21 protein-coding genes and 1 pseudogene are annotated in these 22,748 nt (G+C 61.1%); 7 read left to right on the top strand and 15 right to left on the bottom strand.

Features of this window, described 5'->3' with window-relative positions:
• Positions 1-57: 57 nt before the first annotated feature.
• From ACJRW5_RS08885 to ACJRW5_RS08865, 5 genes are all read right to left on the bottom strand, one after another.
• The gene (locus ACJRW5_RS08885) at positions 58-501 is read right to left on the bottom strand and encodes a hotdog fold thioesterase (RefSeq protein ID WP_484570155.1); all 444 of its coding nucleotides are present in this window, start codon (positions 499-501) and stop codon (positions 58-60) included.
• A 55-nt stretch (positions 502-556) separates the two neighbouring features.
• Positions 557-2,224, bottom strand: a complete 1,668-nt coding sequence (locus ACJRW5_RS08880; protein ID WP_484570154.1) for an AMP-binding protein — start codon at positions 2,222-2,224, stop codon at positions 557-559.
• A 168-nt stretch (positions 2,225-2,392) separates the two neighbouring features.
• Positions 2,393-2,851 (bottom strand): phosphohistidine phosphatase SixA, encoded by a 459-nt coding sequence (sixA, locus tag ACJRW5_RS08875; RefSeq protein ID WP_484570153.1) that lies wholly within the window; start codon positions 2,849-2,851, stop codon positions 2,393-2,395.
• Positions 2,848-3,195, bottom strand: a complete 348-nt coding sequence (locus ACJRW5_RS08870; RefSeq protein WP_484570152.1) for a DUF4389 domain-containing protein — start codon at positions 3,193-3,195, stop codon at positions 2,848-2,850. The genes sixA and ACJRW5_RS08870 overlap by 4 nt, the downstream gene beginning before the upstream one ends.
• 30 nt (positions 3,196-3,225) lie before the next feature.
• On the bottom strand, positions 3,226-4,248 hold the full coding sequence (locus ACJRW5_RS08865) for an NAD(P)H-dependent glycerol-3-phosphate dehydrogenase (protein WP_484570151.1): 1,023 nt from the start codon (positions 4,246-4,248) through the stop codon (positions 3,226-3,228).
• Between the two features lie 248 nt (positions 4,249-4,496).
• On the opposite strand from ACJRW5_RS08865, the gene ACJRW5_RS08860 reads away from it, so the two are divergent.
• From ACJRW5_RS08860 to fabB, 3 genes are all read left to right on the top strand, one after another.
• A complete protein-coding gene (locus ACJRW5_RS08860) occupies positions 4,497-6,431 on the top strand; it encodes an ATP-binding protein (RefSeq protein WP_484570150.1) in 1,935 nt (644 codons plus the stop codon).
• A gap of 213 nt (positions 6,432-6,644) precedes the next feature.
• Positions 6,645-7,160: a 3-hydroxyacyl-[acyl-carrier-protein] dehydratase FabA gene (gene fabA / locus ACJRW5_RS08855; RefSeq protein WP_484570149.1), complete on the top strand. Its 516-nt coding sequence runs from the start codon at positions 6,645-6,647 to the stop codon at positions 7,158-7,160.
• An 11-nt stretch (positions 7,161-7,171) separates the two neighbouring features.
• The gene (fabB, locus tag ACJRW5_RS08850) at positions 7,172-8,392 is read left to right on the top strand and encodes a beta-ketoacyl-ACP synthase I (protein ID WP_484570148.1); all 1,221 of its coding nucleotides are present in this window, start codon (positions 7,172-7,174) and stop codon (positions 8,390-8,392) included.
• A 185-nt stretch (positions 8,393-8,577) separates the two neighbouring features.
• On the opposite strand, the gene ACJRW5_RS08845 is transcribed toward fabB, so the two are convergent.
• From ACJRW5_RS08845 to ACJRW5_RS08830, 4 genes are all read right to left on the bottom strand, one after another.
• Positions 8,578-9,936 carry an MFS transporter gene (locus ACJRW5_RS08845; RefSeq protein ID WP_484570147.1) on the bottom strand — a complete coding sequence of 453 codons (1,359 nt, stop codon included), beginning with the start codon at positions 9,934-9,936 and terminating at the stop codon, positions 8,578-8,580.
• Positions 9,937-10,032: 96 nt separating this feature from the next.
• Positions 10,033-10,365: an NIPSNAP family protein gene (locus ACJRW5_RS08840; RefSeq protein WP_484570270.1), complete on the bottom strand. Its 333-nt coding sequence runs from the start codon at positions 10,363-10,365 to the stop codon at positions 10,033-10,035.
• Positions 10,365-12,134 carry an FAD-dependent oxidoreductase gene (locus ACJRW5_RS08835; protein WP_484570146.1) on the bottom strand — a complete coding sequence of 590 codons (1,770 nt, stop codon included), beginning with the start codon at positions 12,132-12,134 and terminating at the stop codon, positions 10,365-10,367. Before ACJRW5_RS08835 ends, ACJRW5_RS08840 begins: the two co-directional genes overlap by 1 nt.
• A 60-nt stretch (positions 12,135-12,194) precedes the next feature.
• A complete protein-coding gene (locus ACJRW5_RS08830) occupies positions 12,195-13,028 on the bottom strand; it encodes an SDR family NAD(P)-dependent oxidoreductase (RefSeq protein WP_484570269.1) in 834 nt (277 codons plus the stop codon).
• A gap of 293 nt (positions 13,029-13,321) precedes the next feature.
• Here ACJRW5_RS08830 and ACJRW5_RS08825 point away from each other — a divergent pair, with 293 nt between their 5' ends.
• Positions 13,322-14,221 carry a helix-turn-helix domain-containing protein gene (locus tag ACJRW5_RS08825; RefSeq protein ID WP_484570145.1) on the top strand — a complete coding sequence of 300 codons (900 nt, stop codon included), beginning with the start codon at positions 13,322-13,324 and terminating at the stop codon, positions 14,219-14,221.
• Positions 14,222-14,443: 222 nt separating this feature from the next.
• Here the strand turns inward: ACJRW5_RS08825 and ACJRW5_RS08820 are convergent, their stop codons facing one another.
• The 6 genes and pseudogenes from ACJRW5_RS08820 to ACJRW5_RS08795 form a co-directional block, all read right to left on the bottom strand.
• Entirely contained in the window at positions 14,444-15,307 is an 864-nt protein-coding gene (locus ACJRW5_RS08820) for a methyl-accepting chemotaxis protein (RefSeq protein ID WP_484570268.1), read from the bottom strand.
• A pseudogene (locus ACJRW5_RS08815) lies at positions 15,302-16,069 on the bottom strand (MCP four helix bundle domain-containing protein); the annotation flags it as partial. The pseudogene ACJRW5_RS08815 and the gene ACJRW5_RS08820, both read right to left, overlap by 6 nt.
• Positions 16,070-16,199: 130 nt before the next feature.
• Entirely contained in the window at positions 16,200-16,550 is a 351-nt protein-coding gene (locus tag ACJRW5_RS08810; RefSeq protein ID WP_484570144.1) for a hypothetical protein, read from the bottom strand.
• A 1-nt stretch (position 16,551) separates the two neighbouring features.
• Positions 16,552-17,229, bottom strand: coding sequence for a phosphatase domain-containing protein (locus ACJRW5_RS08805; RefSeq protein WP_484570143.1), 678 nt, complete (start codon positions 17,227-17,229; stop codon positions 16,552-16,554).
• A complete protein-coding gene (locus ACJRW5_RS08800) occupies positions 17,226-17,951 on the bottom strand; it encodes a phosphatase PAP2 family protein (RefSeq protein ID WP_484570142.1) in 726 nt (241 codons plus the stop codon). Before ACJRW5_RS08800 ends, ACJRW5_RS08805 begins: the two co-directional genes overlap by 4 nt.
• Before the next feature lie 22 nt (positions 17,952-17,973).
• Positions 17,974-19,932 carry an LTA synthase family protein gene (locus ACJRW5_RS08795; RefSeq protein WP_484570141.1) on the bottom strand — a complete coding sequence of 653 codons (1,959 nt, stop codon included), beginning with the start codon at positions 19,930-19,932 and terminating at the stop codon, positions 17,974-17,976.
• 103 nt (positions 19,933-20,035) lie between these two features.
• Here ACJRW5_RS08795 and ACJRW5_RS08790 point away from each other — a divergent pair, with 103 nt between their 5' ends.
• The 3 genes from ACJRW5_RS08790 (at position 20,036) to ACJRW5_RS08780 (ending at position 22,748) form a co-directional block, all read left to right on the top strand.
• Complete coding sequence (locus ACJRW5_RS08790; RefSeq protein WP_484570140.1) at positions 20,036-20,719, top strand: response regulator transcription factor; 684 nt, start codon at positions 20,036-20,038, stop codon at positions 20,717-20,719.
• Positions 20,709-21,977: a sensor histidine kinase gene (locus tag ACJRW5_RS08785; protein ID WP_484570139.1), complete on the top strand. Its 1,269-nt coding sequence runs from the start codon at positions 20,709-20,711 to the stop codon at positions 21,975-21,977. Before ACJRW5_RS08790 ends, ACJRW5_RS08785 begins: the two co-directional genes overlap by 11 nt.
• An 81-nt stretch (positions 21,978-22,058) precedes the next feature.
• Complete coding sequence (locus tag ACJRW5_RS08780) at positions 22,059-22,748, top strand: class I SAM-dependent methyltransferase (RefSeq protein WP_484570138.1); 690 nt, start codon at positions 22,059-22,061, stop codon at positions 22,746-22,748.

The following is a 22,748-nucleotide window of genomic DNA, read 5'->3' as shown; positions in this document are numbered from 1 at the left end:
AAATCTTGGATGAAATTGCAGCCTGGGCGCCAGCTCAATGGCGCCGATAGCAGCCTCTCAGGCCTTCGGCGGCTGCTCACCCACTGGCACGATGGCCATGGTCAGGCGCGAGATGCAACTGGGCTTGCCGTCATCACCGCTCAGGCGGATGTCCCACACATGCGTGGTTCGCCCCAGGTGCACCGGCCGCGCCACGGCATGCACCCGGCCACTGCGCAGGCCACGCAGGTGATTAGCGTTGACCTCCAGCCCGACGCAGTAGAAGCGACTGTTGTCGATGCACAGGTAGCTGGCGGTGGAACCCAGGGTTTCCGCCAGCACCACCGACGCTCCGCCATGCAGCAAGCCGTAGGGTTGATGAGTGCGTGAATCGATCACCATGCTGGCGCTGATGGATTCAGCGTCGAACGCCTCGAAGCGGATATCCAGCACCTCGCCAACCGTGTTTTTCAAGGTCGCATTGAGTTCATCGAGATCGGGAGTTCGTTGCCACAGGCTCATGCAGAAATACCTCGCGTCCGCTGGAAACAGGGCCGGCCAGGCCGGCCCTGTGCGTTCAATCGTGCCAGAGCACTGCTTCGCTGCGCTGCTGCCACTCGGCGAAGCGTTCGCCGTAGGTGCCTTCGATCACCGCCCGTTTGATCTTCAGCGTCGGCGTGAGAAAGCCGTTTTCCACCGCCCAGACCTCCTTGACCAACACCAGTCCTTGCAGACGCTCATGCTGATCCAGACGACCATTGACGTCCGCCAACAGGGCCCTGAGGCTGCTTTCCAGAGCGCCGCGGCTGTCATTGGCAGCCTCCTGACGCCCCATATCGGAAAGCACGCACAGCGCAATCGGCTGCGGCAGCCCATCGCCAACCACACAGACCTGTTCGATACGCGAGTGCTCGCCGATGCGGTTCTCGATGGGCGCGGGCGCAACGTATTTGCCCTTGCTGGTTTTGAAGATCTCCTTGATCCGCCCGGTCAGACGCAGATTGCCCTCGGCATCCTGCTCGCCCTTGTCACCGGTACGCAGGAAGCCATCGTCAGTCAGCGCTTCGGCGGTCTTGAGTGGATCCTTGTAATAGCCCTGCATGGTCGCACCACTGCGCACCTGCACTTCACCATCCTCGGCGATGCGCACCTCGACGCCCGGGTTGTTCTGACCGATCCAACCCTGCTTGAACCGGCCTGGCCGGCATACATGCGAGTAACCGCAGTTTTCGGTCATGCCATAGACCTCCTGAATCTCCATGCCCAGACGGCGATACCAGCCCAGCAGCGCCTCGGGCACCGGTGCCGCACCGGACAACGCATAGCGGATGGCGTCGAGGCCCAGTCCGGCGAGCACCTTGCGCCCAACGATGCGGCCGATGATCGGCAACTTGAGCAGGCGATCGAGTTTCTGCGCTGGCATCTTGCCGTATACGCCCATCTGGAACTTGGTCCAGATTCGCGGCACACCGAACATTACCGTCGGCCGCGCCCGTTTGAGGTCTTCGAGGAAGGTATCCAGGCTCTCGGCGAAAAAGATCGTCTGCCCGGCGTACAGGGACGCCAATTCGACGAACATGCGTTCGGCAACGTGGCAAAGCGGCAGGTAAGAGATCAGGCGGTCGTCTTCACCGACCCCGAACAACGCGATGGCGTTGCTGGCGGCGAAACCGAAGTTGGAGAAATTATGCATCACCCCCTTGGGCGTGCCCGTGGTACCGGAGGTGTAGATGATGGTGGCCAACTGATTGGCTGCGGGCTTGGGATCGTCCTGAATCGGCGTACTGCGCTGCAGGTCTTCCCAGCTGTAATCGAAACTGCCTGGCGGGTGCAGCGGCAAACTGATGCTTGGCAAGCCTGCCGGTAACCCTGGCGCCATCGAAGCCCAGTCATCGAGCTTGCCGACAAAGGCCAGCGCCGCCTCGGAGTGCTCCAGCACCTGCCGCATCGACTCGGCAGTCAGGTTGGGATACAGCGGCACGGAGACGTGACCGGCCATCCAGATCGCCAGATCGGCAATGATCCAGTGCGCGCAGTTCTTGGAAATGATGGCGATACGGCTACCGGGCGGCATATCCCGGCTGCGTAGCCAACTGGCGGTACGTCGCGCCTGGTCGGCGACATCGGCCCAGCTCAGTTCCAGCAGCTCGCCGCCCCCCAGAGGCTGCACCATGTAGCGTTTGTTCGGGTGCCTTGCTTCACGTTCGTAGAACAGCTCGAGCGGCAAACGGATTGCATCAGCCACAGGGCTTCCTCCTTGTTGTTTTTGTAGGAATCAACCAAGCACTTGCTTGGTTGACTATTCCACGCAGACAAAGGAGGCGCAAGTTAAGAAATGTTTCTCGCCTGAACACAATTGCACAGGCTGGAAGTACATGAGGTGAGGTTCCGCAACAGAAGTAGCGGCCAGAAATCAGCGAGGATGGATCAGCGCCAGCAGCTCCATCAATCCCGCAGCCGGAATGTCACCCTCCAGCTCGGCCAGGCTCGCGGTGCGCATGGGCAGCGGGTCCTGGCGGTGACCATGTACCAACAGGCCACCCAGAGCGCCGATAAAGGGCTGATGACTGACCAGCAGCACCTCCGCCCGCTCACGCTCGTCGAGGTATTTGAGCGCGTCACGCGGGTCGCTATCCGGCGTCAGCCAGGATACGGTGCTTACCTTGCCACTGAAGCCCAAAGCGCTACGCACCAGCTCGGCAGTCTGCTGGGCGCGCACATACGGACTGGCAAGGATTGCCGTCAGCGGCCGGCCGCTCAGTTGCGCAGCCGCCTGCTGCACTTCGGTGCGACCCTGGGCAGTGAGCTCGCGAGCTGCATCGCTCGCAGCTCGCGGTTCGGCCTCGCCGTGACGCAACAGCCATAGCCTCACAGCTTGGGCTCCTCGTCGCGCACCGGGTGCGGCGCTGGCGGAATGCTGTGCGCGGTTTCGCCTTCTGGCGCGCGAGGCACAGGCCAGTCTGCGAACGGCCAGGGTTTTTCGTCGGTGTTGAATGTACCGAACCGGCCGATTTGCGCCAGGTACTGGCTCAGGCTATCGCCGAAACCCAGCAGGCTCGCATTCGGCGCACCGTAGAACAGGCGGTAGCCCAGCTGCAGCACTACCACGGCACCGAGCAGCAATTCGGCCAGTTGCCAGACGATGACGAAAATCACCATCCACAGAATGCGCAACAGGATCGACTCGCGTTCCAGCTCCTGTCTTTCATCGCTCATGCTTCGCTCTCCTTGATTGATTTCGCGTTATCAGAAACCTGCGGTGGGAATGAAATCGACGTCGGTCTTGGGGTCACCGGTCATCAACAGTTCGATCACCTGGGCCAGGGTGCGCCCCTCGAAGAGAACGGCATGCAAACCCGCGACCAGCGGCATGTAGACGTCCATTTCCTCGGCACGCGCCTTGAGTACCTTGAGCGTATTGACGCCTTCGGCCACTTCACCAAGGCGCTCAACCGCTTCTTCCAGACTGAGCCCTTCACCCAGGGCAAAGCCGACCTGATAGTTGCGGCTTTTCGGTGACGAACAGGTGACGATCAGGTCGCCCACGCCCGCCAACCCCAGAAAGGTCATGGGATTGGCGCCGAGCTTGACAGCGAAACGGGTCATCTCGGCCAGCGCCCGGGTGATCAACATGCTCTTGGTGTTCTCACCCATGCCCAACGCGGCGGCCATACCGGACATGATGGCGTAAACGTTCTTCAGCGCGCCGCCAAGCTCCACGCCGAAGCGATCAGAGCTGGCGTAAACGCGAAACGTCCTGCCGTGCAGCGCCTGCTGCACGCACAAACACAGTGCTTCGTCCTCGCTGGCTATCACCGTAGCGGTCAGGGCGTGATCGGCGACTTCCTTGGCCAGGTTGGGACCGGAGAGCACACCAATGCGCGCCTGCGGGGCGATCTCTTCGAGAATCTGGCTCATCAGCTTGAAGCTCTTTGCCTCGATGCCCTTGGTCGTGCTGATCAGCATCTTGCCTGCCAGCAATCCGGCCACTGGCTGCAGTGCGTCACGCAGTGCGCTCGACGGCAGCGCAACCAGTACCAGCTCCGCCTGCTGCAGCACGGCAGTCAGGTCACTGCTGGGCTCGATCCCACTGTGCAGCTTCACGCCTTTCAGGTAACGCGGGTTTTCACCGCTCTGACGCATCTGCTCGGCCTGTTCCGGATCACGCATCCACTGCAGGACGCGCTGGCCATTCTCCGCCAGCAGGTTAGCCAGGGCGGTACCGAAACTGCCGCCGCCGAGGACGGCAATGGGTTGAAGCTCTGTCATATCTATTCCGATTGGGGCCATCCACGATGGCGATCTGCGGTCATTATACGGAGCCGAGAGTACCCGGCCAGGGCAAAAGTTCAGTCCGATGGAGAAGCAAACGAGAAATACCGCAGACTGCGCAAGCCTGACACTGGCAAAGCCTGACGGCTGGGTTAACATGCCTGACCGACCTCAGTTGCCAAGGACAATTCGTGCCCACAGGCAAGCCTTTGCCCTCGACCTGCCCTCAATCTACTGAGGAGGCAGTGTCACATTCGACCAAGGACGGCAGGGCTGCGAGCCAGCGCCGCGGCTGGAGCATCCATACGCGTACGCAGCTGATCAGCGTAGGTCCGGCGCTACTGCTGACTCTGCTGCTGACAGGTTTCCTGACCTTCACACGACTACAGGATCTGCGCCAGGAGCAGGGGCACACCGGCCAGCTGGTCGCCAATCAGCTGGCTCCAGCCGCCGAATACGGCGTACTCAATGGCAATCTGAGCACCCTGGAAAACCTGCTGCGCGCAACACTGAGCACCCCCGATGTACGCTTCGCCGAAGTACGCGACCGCGACGACAACATCCTGGTCTATGTCGAGCGCCCCAAGGAACAGGGTCACAGCACACCACAGGTAGAGGTTTTCCAGGCATCGATTCGCCTGCAGGATTGGCAATACCGCAATCAGGTGCCCCCGCCACTTGGCAGGTTCTTGGGCGATGGTTATCTCGGGCGTGTGGTCGTTGGCATGTCCAACGACACCTTCAATACCCGCCAACAGGAAATTCTGCTCAAGGCAGCTGTACTGTCGCTGTTCGCACTACTGCTGACCTTCCTGCTCGCCAGGCGTCTGGCCAGGCGTTTGGCACAACCGCTCAGTGCCATGGGGCAGGCACTGGAACGTATTCAGAGCGGCGACTATCGCCCCTCGCTGGTCGAACGCGGCAATGACGAGCTGACCGACCTGGCTCGCCATATCAACAACCTCGCCTGCGCCCTCGAGCAAAGCGGACGAGAACAGCAACAGGCGATCGCCGAGCTGATTCAGGCCCGCGAAGAGTCAGAGCAGGCCAACCGCGCCAAGTCGGATTTCCTGGCCATGATGAGCCACGAGCTGCGCACGCCAATGAATGGCGTGCTGGGAATGCTGCAGTTGCTCGAGACCACCAGCCTCAATGATGAACAGTCCGAATATGCGGCGCTGGCTACCGAATCGACCGAGCACCTGCTCAAGGTCATCAACGATATTCTGGACTTCTCGCGCATCGAACGCGGCGCACTGGAGTTGGAGGCCATACCCTTCAGCCTGCTGGAACTTCTGCAAGGCTCGATCCAGGTGTTCCAGCACAGCGCCCAGCAACGCGGTCTGCAACTGATCCTGGAGGCACAGCCAGGACTGCAGCAACTGGAAGTAAGTGGCGATCCAACACGCATTCGACAGATTCTGGTCAACCTGATCGGCAATGCCCTGAAATTCACCGAAGAAGGCCAGATCCGCGTGGAGACCCGCTGGCAGCCACTGGATGATCAAGTGCTGTGGTTCACCTGTGCCGTGCACGACAGCGGCATTGGCATCAGCGCTGAACGCCTGGAGCACATGTTCGATGCCTTCCAGCAGGCCGACACCTCGATTTCCAGACGTTATGGAGGCACCGGCCTCGGCCTGCCGATTGCTCGCACGCTGGCCGAGCGCATGGGCGGCACCCTGCGTGCAGACAGCCAACTAGGCACCGGCTCGGTATTCACCCTGGAAATTCCCCTGCCATTTCGCACCTGCGACGATAAGGCGCAGAGCGGCGACAACACCCCGGCAACCCATGACGGCGGCGATGGCCAGGCCGTGCTGCTGGTGGAAGACAACCCGGTCAACCAGACCGTCATCGAGGCCATGCTGCGCAGCCTTGGCTATCAGGTAAGCCTGGTCGGCGATGGCCAGCAGGCAGTTCACAGCTGCGCACAGAACGAATACGCGGCGATTCTCATGGACTGTCGCCTGCCGTTGATGGATGGTTATGAAGCGACCCGGCAGATTCGCCAGTTGCCGCAGGGCCAGAACACTCCCATCATCGCCCTGACGGCCAATGCTCTGCAGGGCGACCGGGAAGCCTGCCTGGCAGTCGGTATGAACGATTACCTGGCAAAACCGTTCAAAAGAGCAGACCTGCAGCGCATTCTGCAGCGCTGGTTGCCAGCCCGACCATAGGCGAGTAGCGCCGCTGACAAGCAGAGGTTACAAGGAGAAACTGCTGGGTCTGTGACATTGCCAAGCCAGCAGAGTACAACTGTACTCACTGCGCTGTGACTTTCACCACAACGCAACAGTCTATGACTAGGCTACCGGCAGATGCACATGGCGCATGGCCGGCCAGGACGATTCGCCCAGCCTTAGAAGCGTGGGGACAATTGAGGAGCTCGCATGACAAGACAAAACGCCTACACCCGGGATGACCTGCTCGCCTGCAGCCGTGGCGAACTGTTCGGCCCGGGGAACGCGCAACTGCCCGCCCCCAACATGCTGATGATCGATCGTATCGCTCACATCAGCGAGACCGGCGGCAAGTACGGTAAAGGCGAAATCGTCGCAGAGCTCGATATCAATCCGGACCTGTGGTTCTTCGCTTGCCACTTCGAGGGTGATCCGGTGATGCCAGGCTGCCTGGGTCTCGACGCCATGTGGCAGCTGGTAGGTTTCTACCTGGGCTGGCAGGGCAACCCCGGCAAAGGCCGTGCACTGGGCAGTGGCGAAGTGAAATTCTTCGGCCAGGTGCTGCCGACCGCCAAGAAGGTCACCTACAACATTCATATCAAACGCACCATCAACCGTTCGCTGATCCTCGGCATCGCCGACGGCAGCGTCAGCGTCGATGGTCGCGAGATCTACAGTGCCGAAGGCCTGCGCGTCGGCCTGTTCACCTCCACTGACAGTTTCTGAAGGACTTGCACATGCGTCGTGTCGTGATTACCGGTCTGGGCATCGTTTCCTGCCTGGGCAGTGACAAAGCAAGCGTTGCCAGCAGCCTGCGCGAAGGCAAATCGGGTATTCGCTTCAACCCTGCCTACGCCGAAATGGGCCTGCGCAGCCATGTCTCCGGCTCGGTCAACCTGAACCTGGAAGAGCTCATCGATCGCAAGATCATGCGCTTCATGGGTGATGCCGCCGCATTCGCCTATCTGTCCATGGAACAGGCGATCAAGGACTCCGGCCTGGCTCCCGAGCAGGTGTCCAACCCGCGCACCGGTCTGATCGCCGGCTCCGGCGGCGCTTCCACCTTCAACCAGATGGAAGCCCTGGACACCCTGCGCGAGAAAGGCGTCAAGCGCATCGGCCCATACCGCGTAACCCGCACCATGGGCAGCACCGTTTCCGCGTGCCTGGCCACTCCCTTCCAGATCAAGGGCGTGAACTTCTCCATCTCCTCGGCCTGCGCCACCAGCGCACACTGCATCGGCCAGGCCATGGAGCAGATCCAGCTGGGCAAACAGGACGTGGTATTTGCCGGCGGTGGCGAAGAGGAGCACTGGAGCCAGAGCTGCCTGTTCGACGCCATGGGCGCCCTGTCCACCCAGTACAACGAAACCCCGGAAAAAGCCTCCCGTGCTTACGACGCCAAGCGTGACGGTTTCGTCATCGCCGGCGGTGGCGGCATGGTCGTGGTCGAGGAGCTGGAGCACGCTCTGGCCCGCGGCGCGAAGATCTACGCTGAAATCGTCGGTTACGGCGCCACCAGCGATGGCTACGACATGGTCGCCCCGAGCGGTGAAGGCGCGGTGCGCTGCATGCAGCAGGCGCTGTCCACCGTCGACGGCCCAATCGACTACCTGAACACCCACGGCACCTCGACTCCGGTCGGCGATGTCGCGGAAATCCGCGGTGTACGCGAAGTGTTCGGCGACAAAGCACCGAAGATCAGCTCGACCAAGAGCCTCTCCGGCCACTCGCTGGGCGCTGCCGGCGTGCAAGAGGCGATCTACTGCCTGCTGATGATGGAGAACAACTTCATCGCCGGTTCCGCCAATATCGAAGAGCTCGACCCGGAAGTGGCCGACCTGCCAATCCTCTGCAAAACCGAGGAAAACGCCAAGGTCGACACCGTGATGAGCAACAGCTTCGGCTTCGGCGGCACCAACGCTACTCTGGTGCTCAAGCGCTGGGCCGGCAAGTGATCTAGCGGTTCTGCTGCACAGAAAACGGCGCCTACGAGGCGCCGTTTTCGTTATCTAACCGGCACAATATTTAGCTGAACAGTAGCTACAGAGTCATCAAAAGCGCCTGGCCAGTATGTTCGCCTGGTTAATACTCTGCACTCGCTCCGCAACGAATACCTTTCGACGACTAAGCGACCAAGCCGTCATAGCGGCGACAGCCTTACGGCAAACGCTTTGGCCAAAGAGGCGGAGCGCCGGGCCTGAGCATAGGTCGTCAAAGCCGTCAGTAATGCAGGAACTGCCAGCACGCTGAACACCTGCGCAAAAGGCCAGCCCAGGCTCAGCATATACGCCCCGGCAAAAGCACTGAGAATCGCACCAAGACGCCCCACCCCGCTCATCCAACTGGCACCTGTGGCGCGCGCCTCAGTAGGGTAGATCGACGCGGCCAGCGCGTTCTGGCCAACGCTGCCACCGTTGAAACAGAATCCGGCCATCCACGCCACCACACACATCAGGGCAAAATGCTGCATGGTCTGCCCAATGACGAAAATGACCAGACCGCCGAGCATATAGTTGACGATCAACACCCTATATTTGCTCCAACGATCCATTGCCCACCCCAGCACCAATGAGCCGACAGGGCCGCCAATCTGGAACATCGCTGCCACGATGGCGGCATCCGTCACGCTGTAACCGCCCCCCTCCTTGACCAGCATCGGCAACCAACTACTGAACAGGTAAACCAGAAACAGGCCGAGAAAGTAGCCACTCCATAACATCAGGGTACTGAAACGGTAATGGGCAGAGAGTACGATCTGCGGCCCGCTGGCATTCACGATTGCTGCCTTCGGCAGGCAGAAGGTTGAGCTAGCACTGGCCACGCCGGGTGCCAGTTTGTCGACGATGCGGCGGATCTGGGCAGCAGGCGCCCGCTTGATCACCAGGAAGACCACCGATTCCGGCAGTTTGAAGAACAGCAACGGCACCACCAGTAGCGGTGCGACACCACCGAGCACCAGCATACTGTGCCAACCGAAGTGGGGAATCATCCAGGCAGAAACAAAACCTCCCGCGGCCGCTCCCAGGGAAAAACCGCAGAATGCCAGTGTGATCATGAACGAGCGCTTGCGGTCCGGGGCGTACTCGGAAACCAGCGTACAGGCATTAGGCATCGCAGCCCCCAACCCGAGCCCGGTCAAAAAGCGCAGGATCACCATGCTGGTCAGGTCGGGAGAGAACGCAGTGGCCAATGTCCACACGCCAAAAAAGAACACACTGACCACCAGCACGATCTTACGACCGTAGCGATCCGCCAAGGGGCCAGCCACCAGCGCCCCCAAAGCCAGGCCAATCAGGGCCGCACTGAGTACTGGGCCAAGATCCTGATGCGTGAGCCCCCAGTCGGCTTTCAACTGCGGGGCAATGAATCCCATGATCGCCACATCGAAGCCATCCAGCGCGATGATCAAGAAACCCAGAAAAACGACCCATTTTTGATAAGCCCCAACGGGCCGCTCGTTGATCAGTTCACGCACATCGATTACTTGAGAGTTATCCACCACATTTCACCTCTATTTGTAGGGGTGCCCGATCGTCACGCTGCGGCACCCACTTTTTTATTGTTGAAGCGATTCGCACGGCATTCTTATGCTCGGTTACAGCTGATCGAGCTGCCGAAACTGCACGGGTTTGATAATCCGTGTCTCTTGCGCCACGATCAGATGCGCGGACGCCTGCAGATAGGCCGCGAACGACTCATCACTGTCACGCGCGGCGCTGCGCCTCTCGAAGTCATCCAGGCTGTCATACCCCCACAAGTGCACCACCTGATTGAGAGGCCCGATGCAACTGCTATAAAACGCCAGCGGCATTCCCAAGTGCTTGAGCAGCACAGGCATGGCCAGACGTTCGAATACCTCGATGAACTCAGCCATCCCTCGGGGTTTGATGGTGTAGATACGGTGATCGACGATAGCTTTCGAGTTCATCATGCGACCTCCCGCCGTGAAGGCTTGTCTGCCTGCGGTCTTTGGCTTTGCGCCAAATGGCGAGCGGTGATGTAAGCGAAGGTCATGATTGGCCCCAGAGTGATCCCTGCCCCCGGGTAGTTGCCACCCATCATGCTCGCGCGATCGTTGCCGACGGCATACAGACCGGCAATCGCAGTGCCCGCTTCGTTGAGCACTTCGCCAACGACACTGGTTCTGAGTCCGTCGAACGTGCCCAGATCACCCATGACAACCTTTACCGCGTAGTAAGGCCCCTTAGTGATCGGTGCCACGCACGGATTCGGTTGATGCTGAGCGTCCGCCAGGTAACGGTTAAACGAGGTGCTGCCACGCCCGAACTCACGGTCCTCGCCATGTACCGCACCAAGGTTGTACTGCCTTACCGTCTGTTCCAGACCAACCGGGTCGATACCGGTCTTGCGCGCCAGCTCCGCCAGGCTGTTGCCCTTGAACAAGTAACCACTGCCCAGAAGGTGGCTGAGAGGCATAGGGGCAGGCTTGGCATAGCCAAGACCATACTTGGCCATGGCTTGCGCATCGCAAACCAACCACATGGCAGTCTCGGCCTCGTCAACGCAAGCGCGTATGAGCGCCGCGCCGACGTCGTGATAGGAGTTGGACTCGTTGGTGAAGCGCTTGCCATTGCGCAGCACACCGATGACCCCCGGCTTGTAGCGATCCAACAAGTGAGGGAATGCAGCGAAACCGCCATCGCCCGTTGGCACCTTGGACACGGGCATCCAGGCAGCGGCATCCTTGAAACGAATATCGACCTGGCCACCGACGGCCTCGGCCATGCGCGCGCCATCGCCAGTGTTACCCGCCGGCACTGGGGAAAAGTGTTCGCCGCCACGCTTGACATGGGGATAGGCCTGCTTGAGACGCTGCAGGTCATGTGAAAAACCGCCACCGGCCAAGACCACCGCGCATCGAGCATCAATGCGCAACTCCCCCTCTGCGCTGTTGAGGAGCGCCCCGCTCACCCGCCCATTCTCTTGCAAGAGCTGGCGCGCGGCGGTGCGAGTATGAATGGGGATAGCCAAATCCAGCGCGGACTTGGCCAAACGTGCCGCCAGAGCATTGCCACTGGTGACATTGATACCGCGACGGTACAGCAGCAGCTCTTTGAGGTGGGTTGCCAACCGCTTGGTTACATAGGCGAATGAGGCCAGTGACTTGGTGGCCTTGAAGAAGTGCTTCAGATCAGCATTCGAGGAATTGAACATCATGCCAATGAACGTGATGGTCTTCAGCGGGGGGCGCAGCCGAGCCATATCGCCCCCGAGTTGACGAATATCAAAGGGCGCGGCCAGGATCGAACGACCAACGTCTACCCCGCCAGGCACATCGGGGTGATAGTCCGGGTACAGCGTCGGCACGAATTTGACGGATGTCTCGCGTTCGAAGAACGAGACCATGGCCGGTGCATTGTCGAGGAAGGCCTCAACCGCCTCGGCATCGAAGTAGTCACCCGTTTCATTGCGCAGATATGTCTGCGCCGCCTCACGGCTGTCCACAATGCCCTTGGCACTGGCCAGGGGGTTGCAGGGTACCCACAGAACCCCACCGGAAAACGCCGTGGTACCGCCGAAGAAAGCGTCTTTCTCCACCACGACCACATCCAGCCCCTGCTTCTTGGCAACGATTGCAGTGGCAAGGCCGCCAGCACCGGCGCCGACCACCAACACATCACAGGTCTGGATGGCTGTTGAACTCATTCTTGTCATTGTGTTTTTCTCCGTGTTCATTTCACGCAGGCAAACGCCCGCCGCGCACGTCGAGTACGCAACGTTCTAGGCTCGTTTGGATTAGCGGCGAATGGCCGGGGATTCGTAGCCTGGCCGCGGAATCAATGCCATCAACATGCTTTCGAGGCCGCCGTCGACGGTCAGCTCGGTAGCATTGACATAGCTGGCTCGTGGACTGGCCAGAAACAGAGCGGCATTGGCGATATCACCAGGTTGTCCAATGCGCTGGCTGGCGGTCATCGCCTTGCGCTGTTGCTCGACCTTGGGGTCGGCATAGAAGGCCGCAGACAAGGGGGTATGGATCAACCCGGGGCAGATTGCATTACTACGAACTCCCAGCGCGCCCCACTCGGTGGCAAGCTGCTGCGAGAGCATGCTCACCCCAGCCTTGGCCGCACTGTAAGCGCCGCTGTGGGTCTGCGGGAAATGAGCGGCAATCGATGAAATATGAACGAGGCTACCCGCCTGATTGGCCAACATCAGCCGACCGAACGCCTGGGAGCACAGCAAGTACCCGGTAAGGTTGACCTCCAGTAGACGATTCCAGTTAGCCAGGCTGATATCGGCCAGACTGCCGGGCTGCAGCACGCTGGCATTGTTGATCAGCACATCGCAACGCCCAAAGCGCTCACTGACTCGGTCGGCAGCACGCTGAACACTCTGCGCATCGGCAATATCGCAGCTCAGCGCCAACACTTCAGTCTCGGCCGTTTCTGACAATGCAGCCGCCAGGGCTTGGCAGCCTTCGGCATCACGATCGAGCAGCACCACTCGGGCCTGCTGCTCCACCAATGCACTGGCGATGGCCGTGCCTATGCCACCGGCTGCTCCAGTGACCACACAGACGGCCGACTCCAGCCCTAACCAATTGTTCGCTTGATTGTTGTTATTCATGACGCTCTCCAGCATGTCTCGAAGGCGCGGCGGCCCGGCAAGCCGCCCTGTTTGCACGACACAAGGCCGCAACCCAAACGAAAAAGCAGCCAGGCAGCCCTTTCTCGCGAGACCAAGCATAGGAGCATCAGGTTCTTGCTCAGAATGGACAAAACCCACAACCAACCAGACTTTTCCGACAATTGTGCCGCGCACCACGCAGACAGTCGGCATGGAGTTGCCTGATCTCCTGAAGGTTGGTTAGGGTAAAAATACTTAGGGCCTGACGGCCGACAACACACATAACAATAATGATGAACAAGATCCCCAACTACGCCCTCTACGGCGAGTCACCTCAGCCGGCATGGCATGAAGCCTTGCATGTGGAATCGATTTCCAAGCGTTCTGGCGCTCATGACTGGGAGATTTCGGCGCATCGCCATGAAGGGCTACTGCAGATCCTCTACTTGCAGAGTGGCGCGGGTGACGTGTTGCTGGACAACGTCAAGGTCAGCGTCCAGGCCCCCTGTGTGTTGTTCATTCCCTCGCAGATCGTGCATGGCTTTTCTTGGGCAGGAGCAGTCGAGGGACATGTCATTACCGCAGTGCAGCACCCACTGGAAAGCATCACCCGCATGCTATGCCCCGCACTGTCTGCGCAATTGCTGAAGCCGCAGGTGATTGCCGTCCCGCGCTTGTCACGCTCACAAGACCCGCTTCTCCCCTTGTGCCTGTCCTTGTATGAGGAGTATCACAATCGCGCTCGCGAGCATGTAGCCTGCAGCATGTCGCTGCTGTTGGCCCTGGTGATTCAGGCCATGCGGTTCAGCCTGTCAGGTGACTCGCCCGCCCTCCCCAACAATCGCCGCGGTCAACAAGTCACCAGCTTTCGTGAACAGGTAGACCTGCACTTCCGCCAGCACCGCTCACTCAACGATTACGCCGATGAACTGGGCGTCACTGCAGCCACCCTTGGGCGACTGTGCCAAGAGCAACTCGGGATGACGCCCATGACCATAATCAATGCTCGGCTGATACTCGAAGCCAAACGCGAGCTGGCTCACTCCAGCCAGAGCGTGAAGCAAATCGCGCACGGGTTGGGGTTCAGCGACGTCGGGTATTTCAGCCGGTTCTTCCGTAAACACGTCCATTCCAGCCCTGGAGAATTCCGCAGCCAAGCATTGACCCTCGGCTCAATGATGAAGAAAGCCTAGGGTTTGTACGAAAAGTCGTCGAGCGAAGGTCAGGCAATACCGATGGCGGCACCGCAAAAACGGGTGAGGAACGGACTGGGCTCGCACTCGAGTTTACGAGCTGTAAATGAGCATTCGACCGGGCTGGCGTTCCAGCCCGGTTTTAACGGAGCATCACCGAGCGCAGGCACTTCTCGTACAGAGCCTAGCGGCAGGGCCTCTCTTCTGCGCTAGGCATTTGCGTCAGACCTTGAAGCGCGCCACCAGGTTGTTCAGATCCACCGCGAGGCGCGACAGCTCCTGACTCGCCGCACTGGTCTGATTGGCACCGGCCGAAGTCTGCATCGATAGATCGCGAATGTTGACCAGGTTGCGGTCTACCTCCCGCGCCACCTGCGCCTGCTCCTCGGAGGCGCTGGCAATGACCAGGTTACGCTCGTTGATCGAGGATATCGCCTGAGTGATCTGCTCCAGTGCCGCGCCAGCGGCCTGCGCCACCTCGAGGGTCGAGCGTGCCCGACCATTGCTGCTCTGCATGGCGGTAACAGCCCGCTCGCTGCCGTTCTGGATGCCGCCGATCATCTGCTCGATTTCCTGCGTCGACTGCTGAGTGCGATGCGCCAGCGCCCTCACCTCGTCGGCCACCACGGCAAAACCGCGGCCGGCATCGCCGGCCCGAGCCGCCTCGATGGCAGCATTGAGCGCCAATAGATTGGTCTGTTCGGCGATGGAGCGGATCACGTCGAGCACCTTGCTGATCTCGCGCACACGCTCCGCCAGTTGCTCCACTTCCCCTGCCGTGCTGCCGACATCATCACTGAGCTGGCCGATGGACTCGACGGTCTGACGCACCTGTTCGCGACCATGCTGCGCCGTGACGTTCGATTCACGCGACGCCTCGGAAGTACTCACCGCGTTGCGTGCCACCTCCTCCACGGCGGCAGTCATCTCGTTGACTGCAGTGGCCGCCTGCTCGATCTCGGTGTTCTGCTGATGCAGACCGCGCGTCGCATCCTCGGTCACCGCATGCAGCTCCTCGGAGGCCGACGCCAGTTGATTGGAAGAGTCGGCGATACTCTGGATGGTGCCACGCAGGCTTTGCTGCATGCTGCGCAGCGCCGCCAGCAGGCGTGCAGGCTCATCCGTTCCCTGGGTCTGGATGTTTTGCGTCAGGTCGCCCGAAGCCACGACTTCAGCGACTTGCACCGCCTCGGTCAGCGGCGCGACGATGCTGCGCGTCAGCAGTATGGCCAGCGCGACGGTAGCCAGTGCCGCCACGACCATCATGCTGATCACCCAGATACGTGCCGACTCGAACACCGCAAGCGACTGATTGGCAGCATCGGCGGCGCCCTTTCTGTTCAGCTCGGAAAGCTCGCCGAGCGTCCGGGACATCTCATCGGCATGCTGGTTGATGGGACCCGTCATGACGGCTGTAGCATCGTCGAAACGCCCTTGCCGGACAGACTCGACTATTTGCCCCTGCTCCTGAAGGTAGCTGGCTTCCGCTCGCCTGAAGCCATCATAGAGCGCTCGTTCCTCGCTGCTGGAGATCAGTTTCTCGTAGCTGGAATCAGCGTTGTTCAACTCCGAACGCAGCTCTTCGGCAAGACGCAAGTTGCCCTGCACCGCCGCCGACTCCTGGTTGACCAGCAGGCGCAGGGTAATCGCGCGCAAGCGCTGAATATCCTGACTCACCTTTCCCAATGCCATCACGCTGGGCAACCAGTTGCTGTCGACCGACGCAGACTGTTTGCGCATCTCGGACATCTGAAACAAAGAGAACATCCCGAGCAGCAACACCAGCAACGCCACCAGGCCGAAGCCCAGAGCTGCTCTGGGTGCAATAGACAAATTACGCAGGGACATTTGGCGAAACTCCTTTTACGCGCAGAAAACGAGACATCCCTCGCCACACCAGGCGAGGGACCTGGGGCGATTGCGCCAACTCACCCCGTTTATCTATCGGCGCAATTCGCCAGCTCTTGAAAGGAAAATGTTAGCGGCGTAACGCCCTGGCCATGGCCTGATCGACCTGGTGGTGCCACTGCCGATCGGCACGCTCCTCGTCACGCGCCCAGCGCCAGTCGTCCACCGTCTGCGCCCGCTCGCATTGGCGATAACCGTCATCCCAGCCTTGCGCGTACAACGGCTCGCGCTGATAGCGCAACGGTGCCTTTTTGAACCTCCCCAACGGCCCTACAGCCGCACGACCGGAGCTGCAGCCAGCCTCGAAGCCATCCACATAGACCGGCGGATAGTCGGCGGCGAGCAACTGTTCGCGCAGACCTTCACAGCCAGCGAGCATCAACAACACGAGCATGCAGGCGAGCAGGCGCAGCGCGCTCATTTCAAACGCCCTCGACCAGAGCCGAAAGCCGCGCCTTGAGCGCACAGAGTGCCCAGGGGCTGGTGCTACAAGCGCCGCGTTCTAGGGCAATATGCAGCGCGCCGATATCCGCGCCACGAATGTAACGCTCGGCATCGCCCATGCGGTCTTCTCCGCCAAAACCACCACCCGCCATTTCCGCCAGAGCCTGTTCCTTGCTCCAGCCCTGATAGATCACTCGATACATCGCTGCGATCAGCCCAGTGCGGTTCTGCCCATGCTTGCAGTGAATCAACACCGCACCGCGACTTTCGGCCTCGCGAATGCTACGCAACGCTGCGATCACGTCACTGTCATCGATACGGTCGGTGTGCATAGGCAGATGCACCTGATCGACCATGGGGTCTGACAACCATTCGGCATCACTACGCTGATAGAAGTTGACCACCGTGGCCACGCCCAATCGCTGCAAGGCCGGCCAGTCTGTGGCACTGGGCAAGGCGCTGCGGTACAACCCCGGCGCCATGCGGTAGAGATTGATCCGTGAATCAAGCGGCTGTGCCCAGCCAGCCGGGCGTACCGGCTTGATCGGTAATGCGCTGCTGGCACCCCAGGCCATGCTCAACGGCAGCGCCAGCAGGGCCCCGAAGAACACCAGCGAGGCAAGCCCCAATCGAACCAGTTGCAGATAGCGAGTCATTGAGCCTGCCCTCCTAAAACCAATCGGGTATCTGATGAGTGAACGGCCGGTGCGCGGTACAGCACGAGCCGGTAGGTGACCAGGCAGATGACCCAGTCGATCAGCAAGGTCCAGACGTTGTGCGAGAGAAAGTGCGCGCCTTGCAGCATCCGTCCGAGCGAGAACAGCGAACCCAGGCCCAGCGCCACGGCCAAGGCGACACGGGCGGCCCGTGGGCGGCGATCACGCAGGACGAAGAACAACGCCAGCAGCGAGAACCCTGCCGAGGCGTGTCCGCCCGGCCAGCAACGCCCGGGTTTGGCCGTGGGGGCACGCTCGGCGAGCAGTGGGGTGAACTGCTCCTGACCACCGAACTCGGTAAGACTCCAGGGGCAATGCATGCCGGTCAGGGCCTTCAGCGGGGTCACCACCGCGGTCGACAAGCCCAGCGCCAGCACCAGATAGCCCAGCGAGCGGCGCCAGGCGCGCAGCCTCGTCGGCAGCAGACTGAGAACGAAACCGGCGATCGCCAGCACACCGACGACGATCACCGCCTGCTTGGCGCGGTCATGCAGAATGTCCTCCAGCCAGAAGCTGTGGCGCCCGATGAAGCCCAGCCCCGGTTCGTAGAACAGGTTGGCCAGGGCGAAATCCAGTGGCGCCGGGTCGATCAGCAGCAAGGCCGTCATAAGGGCCAGCGGAATGCCCAGGGCCAGGCGAAAGTCCAGATAGAGAGAAGTCATATGCGCTTCCATGGAAATGCCTCTAGCGCTGGCTGACATGCTGTTGGCCGTCGCCATCGGCACGCCAGGCGATCAGGCGCTTCTGGAAGGCATGACTGGCGCCCTGGTAGTAAGCGATGTCACGGCGCAACAGAGGGTCTTCGTTGCCGACCTGTTCTTCGTGACTCAGGCCCAGGGCATCTTCGTGGCGACGCATGCCCTGCTGCGGGCTGAGGATGGCCAGGTCATGCCCGTCGAACAGCCCCAGGTGCTGGTAGTTGCCCAGCAGGGCGCGGCCCGGCGCATGGTCCTCGCGCAGCACGTTGCGGCCGAAGAAGGTGGACACATAGTCGAGGTTGAGCAGGCCTAGCAGCGTCGGCGCCACGTCGATCTGACTGACGACGTCGGTGTACTCGGCCGGCTTGACGTGTTTGGGCGAATAGACAAACAGCGGGATGTGGTAGTTGGCCACCGGCAGATCCTCACGCCCGGCGCTGCCGGCCGTGTGGTCGGCGACGAACACGAACAGCGTGTCGTCGAACCAGGGCTTGCTGCGTGCCTCGGCGAGGAACTGGCCGATGGCGTAGTCGGTGTATTTCACCGCGCCCTCACGCCCCTCCCCCGACTTGATATCGATACGGCCATCGGGATAGGTGTAGGGGCGATGGTTGGAAGTGGTCATCAGTTGCAGGAAGAAACGCTTGCCGCTGGCGTGATCAGCGTCGGCCACCTTCATGGCCTGGCGATAGAGATCCTCGTCAGCCATGCCCCAGGCGTTCTGGAAGCTCATGTCGGCGTCGGCGACGCTGCTCTGGTCGACGATGCGGTAGCCGTTGCCGCCGAAGAAGGCGTTCATGTTGTCGAAATAGCCGCGGCCGCCATAGACGAACACACTGTCGTAGCCCTTGGCGCCCAGTTGCTGGCCGAGGCTGGCGTAACCGGACTCGCGGCCGATGCGCTTGACGATCGAACGCCCCGGCGTCGGCGGAATCGACAGGGTGATCGCCTCCAGGCCACGATCGGTACGGGTGCCGGTGGCATACAGGTTGGTGAATACCAGACTGTGCTTACGCAGCTCGTCGAGGTTCGGCGTCAGCCCGCGGGTATCGCCAAAACTGCCCAGGTATTTGGCGCTGAGGCTTTCAATGGTCACCAGCACCACGTTCAGCGGCTTGGCCTTGCCGGGGTTGTCGATGAAACGACGAATGTCCTCCGGGTCGTGGCCAATGAAGCGCGAGTTGGTCTCTCTGACCTCTTCGCGCAGCAGCCGCGCCACCGCGCTGTCCGGCAAGGTGGCGTAGAACTGGCGGTAATCCAGCTCGTTGTTACGGAAAGCGGCAAAGAACTGGTACGGGCCGTTGCTCGCCAGCTCACGCTGATAGGTGTTGCCGCCCAAGCCACGCGGTGCATCCTGGCCAACCAGGCCACTGCACAGGCCGACCAGCAGGGCCAGCATCAGCACGCCATAGAGCGACCGGCTGAACGGCAGGCGCGGAGCCTGCAACGCGGCGTGCAGGGTGCGACGCAGGGCGAAGGTCAGGCCGATGGCCACGACCGCCAGCAGCGACAGCAGCGGATAGATCGGATAGGACTCGAGGATGTTGTTCACCACCTCCTTGGAGTACACCAGGTAGTCGACGGCGATGAAGTTGAAGCGCACCCCGAACTCGCCCCAGAACAGCCACTCCGCCACGGCAGTGAAGAACATCACGAACAGGCTTACGGCCACCACTCCGACCAACATGCGCTGGTGCCAGCGCCGGCGCCACAGCCAGGCCGGGCACAGCAACAGGTACAGCGTCATGGGAATGGCGGCGTAGAGCAGAAAGCTCAGGTCGTAGACCAAGCCAACCCCGTACAGACTGAGCAGGTTGCCCGTGCTGATGCCTGCGTCGCCCAGGTTGCCGAGCAGCAGCACGCTGCGCGTCAGGAAGAAAACCGCCAGCCAGGCCAGCAGAATGATCGACAGATAACGAAGTTGCGCGTAATGGAGCCGAGGCATCGTATGATCCTTGCAGGATGAACGAGCCGAAGTCTGCTCAGTACGCCGTGAGCCGTTCGTCAAAGCCGTGTGAAAAATTCGTCAAACCCGGGACTATTCGCCGATGCGCATTCTGGTCATCGAAGACAACCGCGACATTCTTGCCAACGTACTCGACTATCTGCAGCTCAAGGGTTTCAGCGTCGACTGTGCCCAGGACGGCCTCAGCGGCCTGCACCTGGCCAGCACCGGACATTACGACCTGATCGTGCTGGACATCATGCTGCCAGGCATCGATGGTTATCAGGTGTGCAAGCGCCTGCGCGAGGACGGCCGCAACGAGGTGCCGATCCTCATGCTCACCGCGCGCGATGCACTGGACGACCGCCTGCAGGGCCTCAATGCTGGCGCCGACGACTACCTGATCAAGCCGTTCGCTCTGTCCGAACTGGTGGCGCGCATCGAGGCCATCCTGCGGCGCAGTCAGGGCAATCGCAAACGCCAGCTGCAGATCGCCGACCTGATCTACGACCTCGATACCCTGCACGTCAGCCGTGCCGGTCAGGCGCTCAAACTCAACCCACTGGGGCTGAAGCTGCTGGCCATCCTCATGCAGCGCAGCCCGGCCGTGGTGCGCCGCGAGGCACTGGAGGAAGCCCTGTGGGGCGACGACTGCCCCGACAGCGACAGCCTGCGCAGCCATATCCACCAGTTGCGCCAGGTCCTGGATAAACCCTTCCCTGCCCCCCTGCTGCATACCATCCACGGTGTGGGTTACCGCCTGGCGGAGAGCGAACATGCTGGCTAAGCAGCCGTTCGAACGGCGCATCCTGATCGCCTTCGTGCTGATGACCGTGATGGTCAGCGGCCTGTTCTCGCTGAGCATCGTCGCCGTGGTGCACTTCATCGAAGAACACCTGGTGTCGCAGGAGATGAGCCGCGAGCTGGGCGAAACGCTCAACGAGGACATTCGCCAGGGGCGCGCACCGCGCCTCGATTCCAGCACCCGTTTTTTCTCCTCCAGCCATCCCGACTACGCCATCCCGACGGAATATGACGGGCTCACGGAAGGCTTCAATGAGATCGTCAGCGGCAATGAAGCGTTCTACGTCTACGTAGAAAAGATCAACGGCCAGACCTACATGCTGGTGCAGGAGCAGCAGGAGTTCGAGGACCGCGAAAATGCCCTGTTCAACGTCGTCCTGGCTGGCTTTCTGCTCACGGTGATCGCTGCCTGGGGGCTTGGCTTGATCACCGCACGCAAGGTCATGGCGCCGATCACGCGCCTGGCCCAGCAGGTGCGTCATCGCGACCAGTTGCATCCTCTGGCACCGCCTCTTGCGCCGGATTACCCGAACGATGAAATCGGCCAACTGGCCGCCGCCTTCGACAGCACGCTGGGCCAGGTACGTCAGTCGCTGGAGCGCGAGCGACTGTTCACCAGCGATGTCAGCCACGAGCTGCGCACGCCCTTGATGGTCATTGCCAGCTCTTGCGAATTGCTTGCCGAGGCGCAACTGGCCCCGCGCGAAAAAGAGCAGCTCGCCCGTATTGCCCGCGCCACCGAGGAAATGCGTGAGCTGGTACAGACCTTTCTCGAGCTGGCGCGAGACAAGTCCAACGAGGCGGCCCTCGTTGGCACGCGCCCGCTTGCGGCCATCGCCACCGAGCAGGCCAACCGCTGGGGCGCACTAATGAGAGAAAAGGGCCTGGACTTCCAGTTGATCGTCGAAGGCCAGGACGATGGCCTGTACAACACCACCTTCCTCGCCACCGTGATCGCCAACCTGCTGCGCAATGCCCTGCACTACACCGAACGCGGCAGCGTGCGCCTGGTGCTGGAGCGTGGAGCCTTCCGCATAGAAGACAGCGGTGCGGGCATTCCCCCCGAGCAGCACGAACGCATCTTCCAGCCTTTCGTCCGCGGCGCGCAGGCGCGCGGTGAAGGGCTCGGCCTGGGCCTGTCACTGGTCAAGCGCATCTGTGCCAAGCAGGGCTGGAGCGTCAGCCTGCAAAGCGAGCCGGGTGATACCCGCTTCCGGGTGGCATTGAACAACGAGGTTTGACGAATTTTTCACTTCTCTTTGACATTGCCTTGATGCCGCGACTCTTAGGGTGACGAACGTATCCATCAGCGGACGTTCGTCATGCCCAAGCCAAGCCCCATCGAGCTGGAATTCTCCCGCAAGTACGATCTCGACCACGCTCAGCAGTACTTTCACAAGCATCGCGACGGCCTGGCCCGTCGCCTGTCGCACTGGCGTGACATACAGGTCGCGCGCCATGCCCTGAAAATGGCCGATGAACCCAACCTGTTACTCGACCTGCCCTGTGGTGCCGGGCGTTTCTGGCCCATGCTCTGCGAGCAGCCCAACCGGGTGATCCTCGCGGCCGACAACTCCGCCGACATGATTGCCACCGCACGTGCAGCGCAGGCTCCGGAGATCGTTGCCCGGGTCAACAGCTTCCGCACCTCGGCTTTCGATATCGACCTGGGTGCCAACGCCGTGGACTGCATTTTCTGCATCCGCTTGCTGCACCACATCGAATCGGCCGAGCACCGCCTGGCGGTACTGAGTGAGTTCCATCGCGTCAGCCGTGACACGGTGATCGTCTCGCTCTGGGTCGATGGCAACTACAAGGCCTGGAAACGTCGCCGCCTGGAAGCACGCAGGGCGGCACAGGGCCGTGCTGCGCAGAACCAGAATCGCTTCGTGGTGCCGCGCGCAGTGATCGAGAGTGAATTCCGCCAGGCCGGCTTCGACATAATCGGCCATCTGGACTTTCTACCGGGCTACGCCATGTGGCGTACCTACGTGCTGCGCAAGGAGGCTTGA

This window comes from Pseudomonas pichavaramensis (genome assembly GCF_050473265.1).
GTDB lineage: Bacteria > Pseudomonadota > Gammaproteobacteria > Pseudomonadales > Pseudomonadaceae > Aquipseudomonas.
This window is presented reverse-complemented; position numbering and strand designations above follow the sequence as displayed.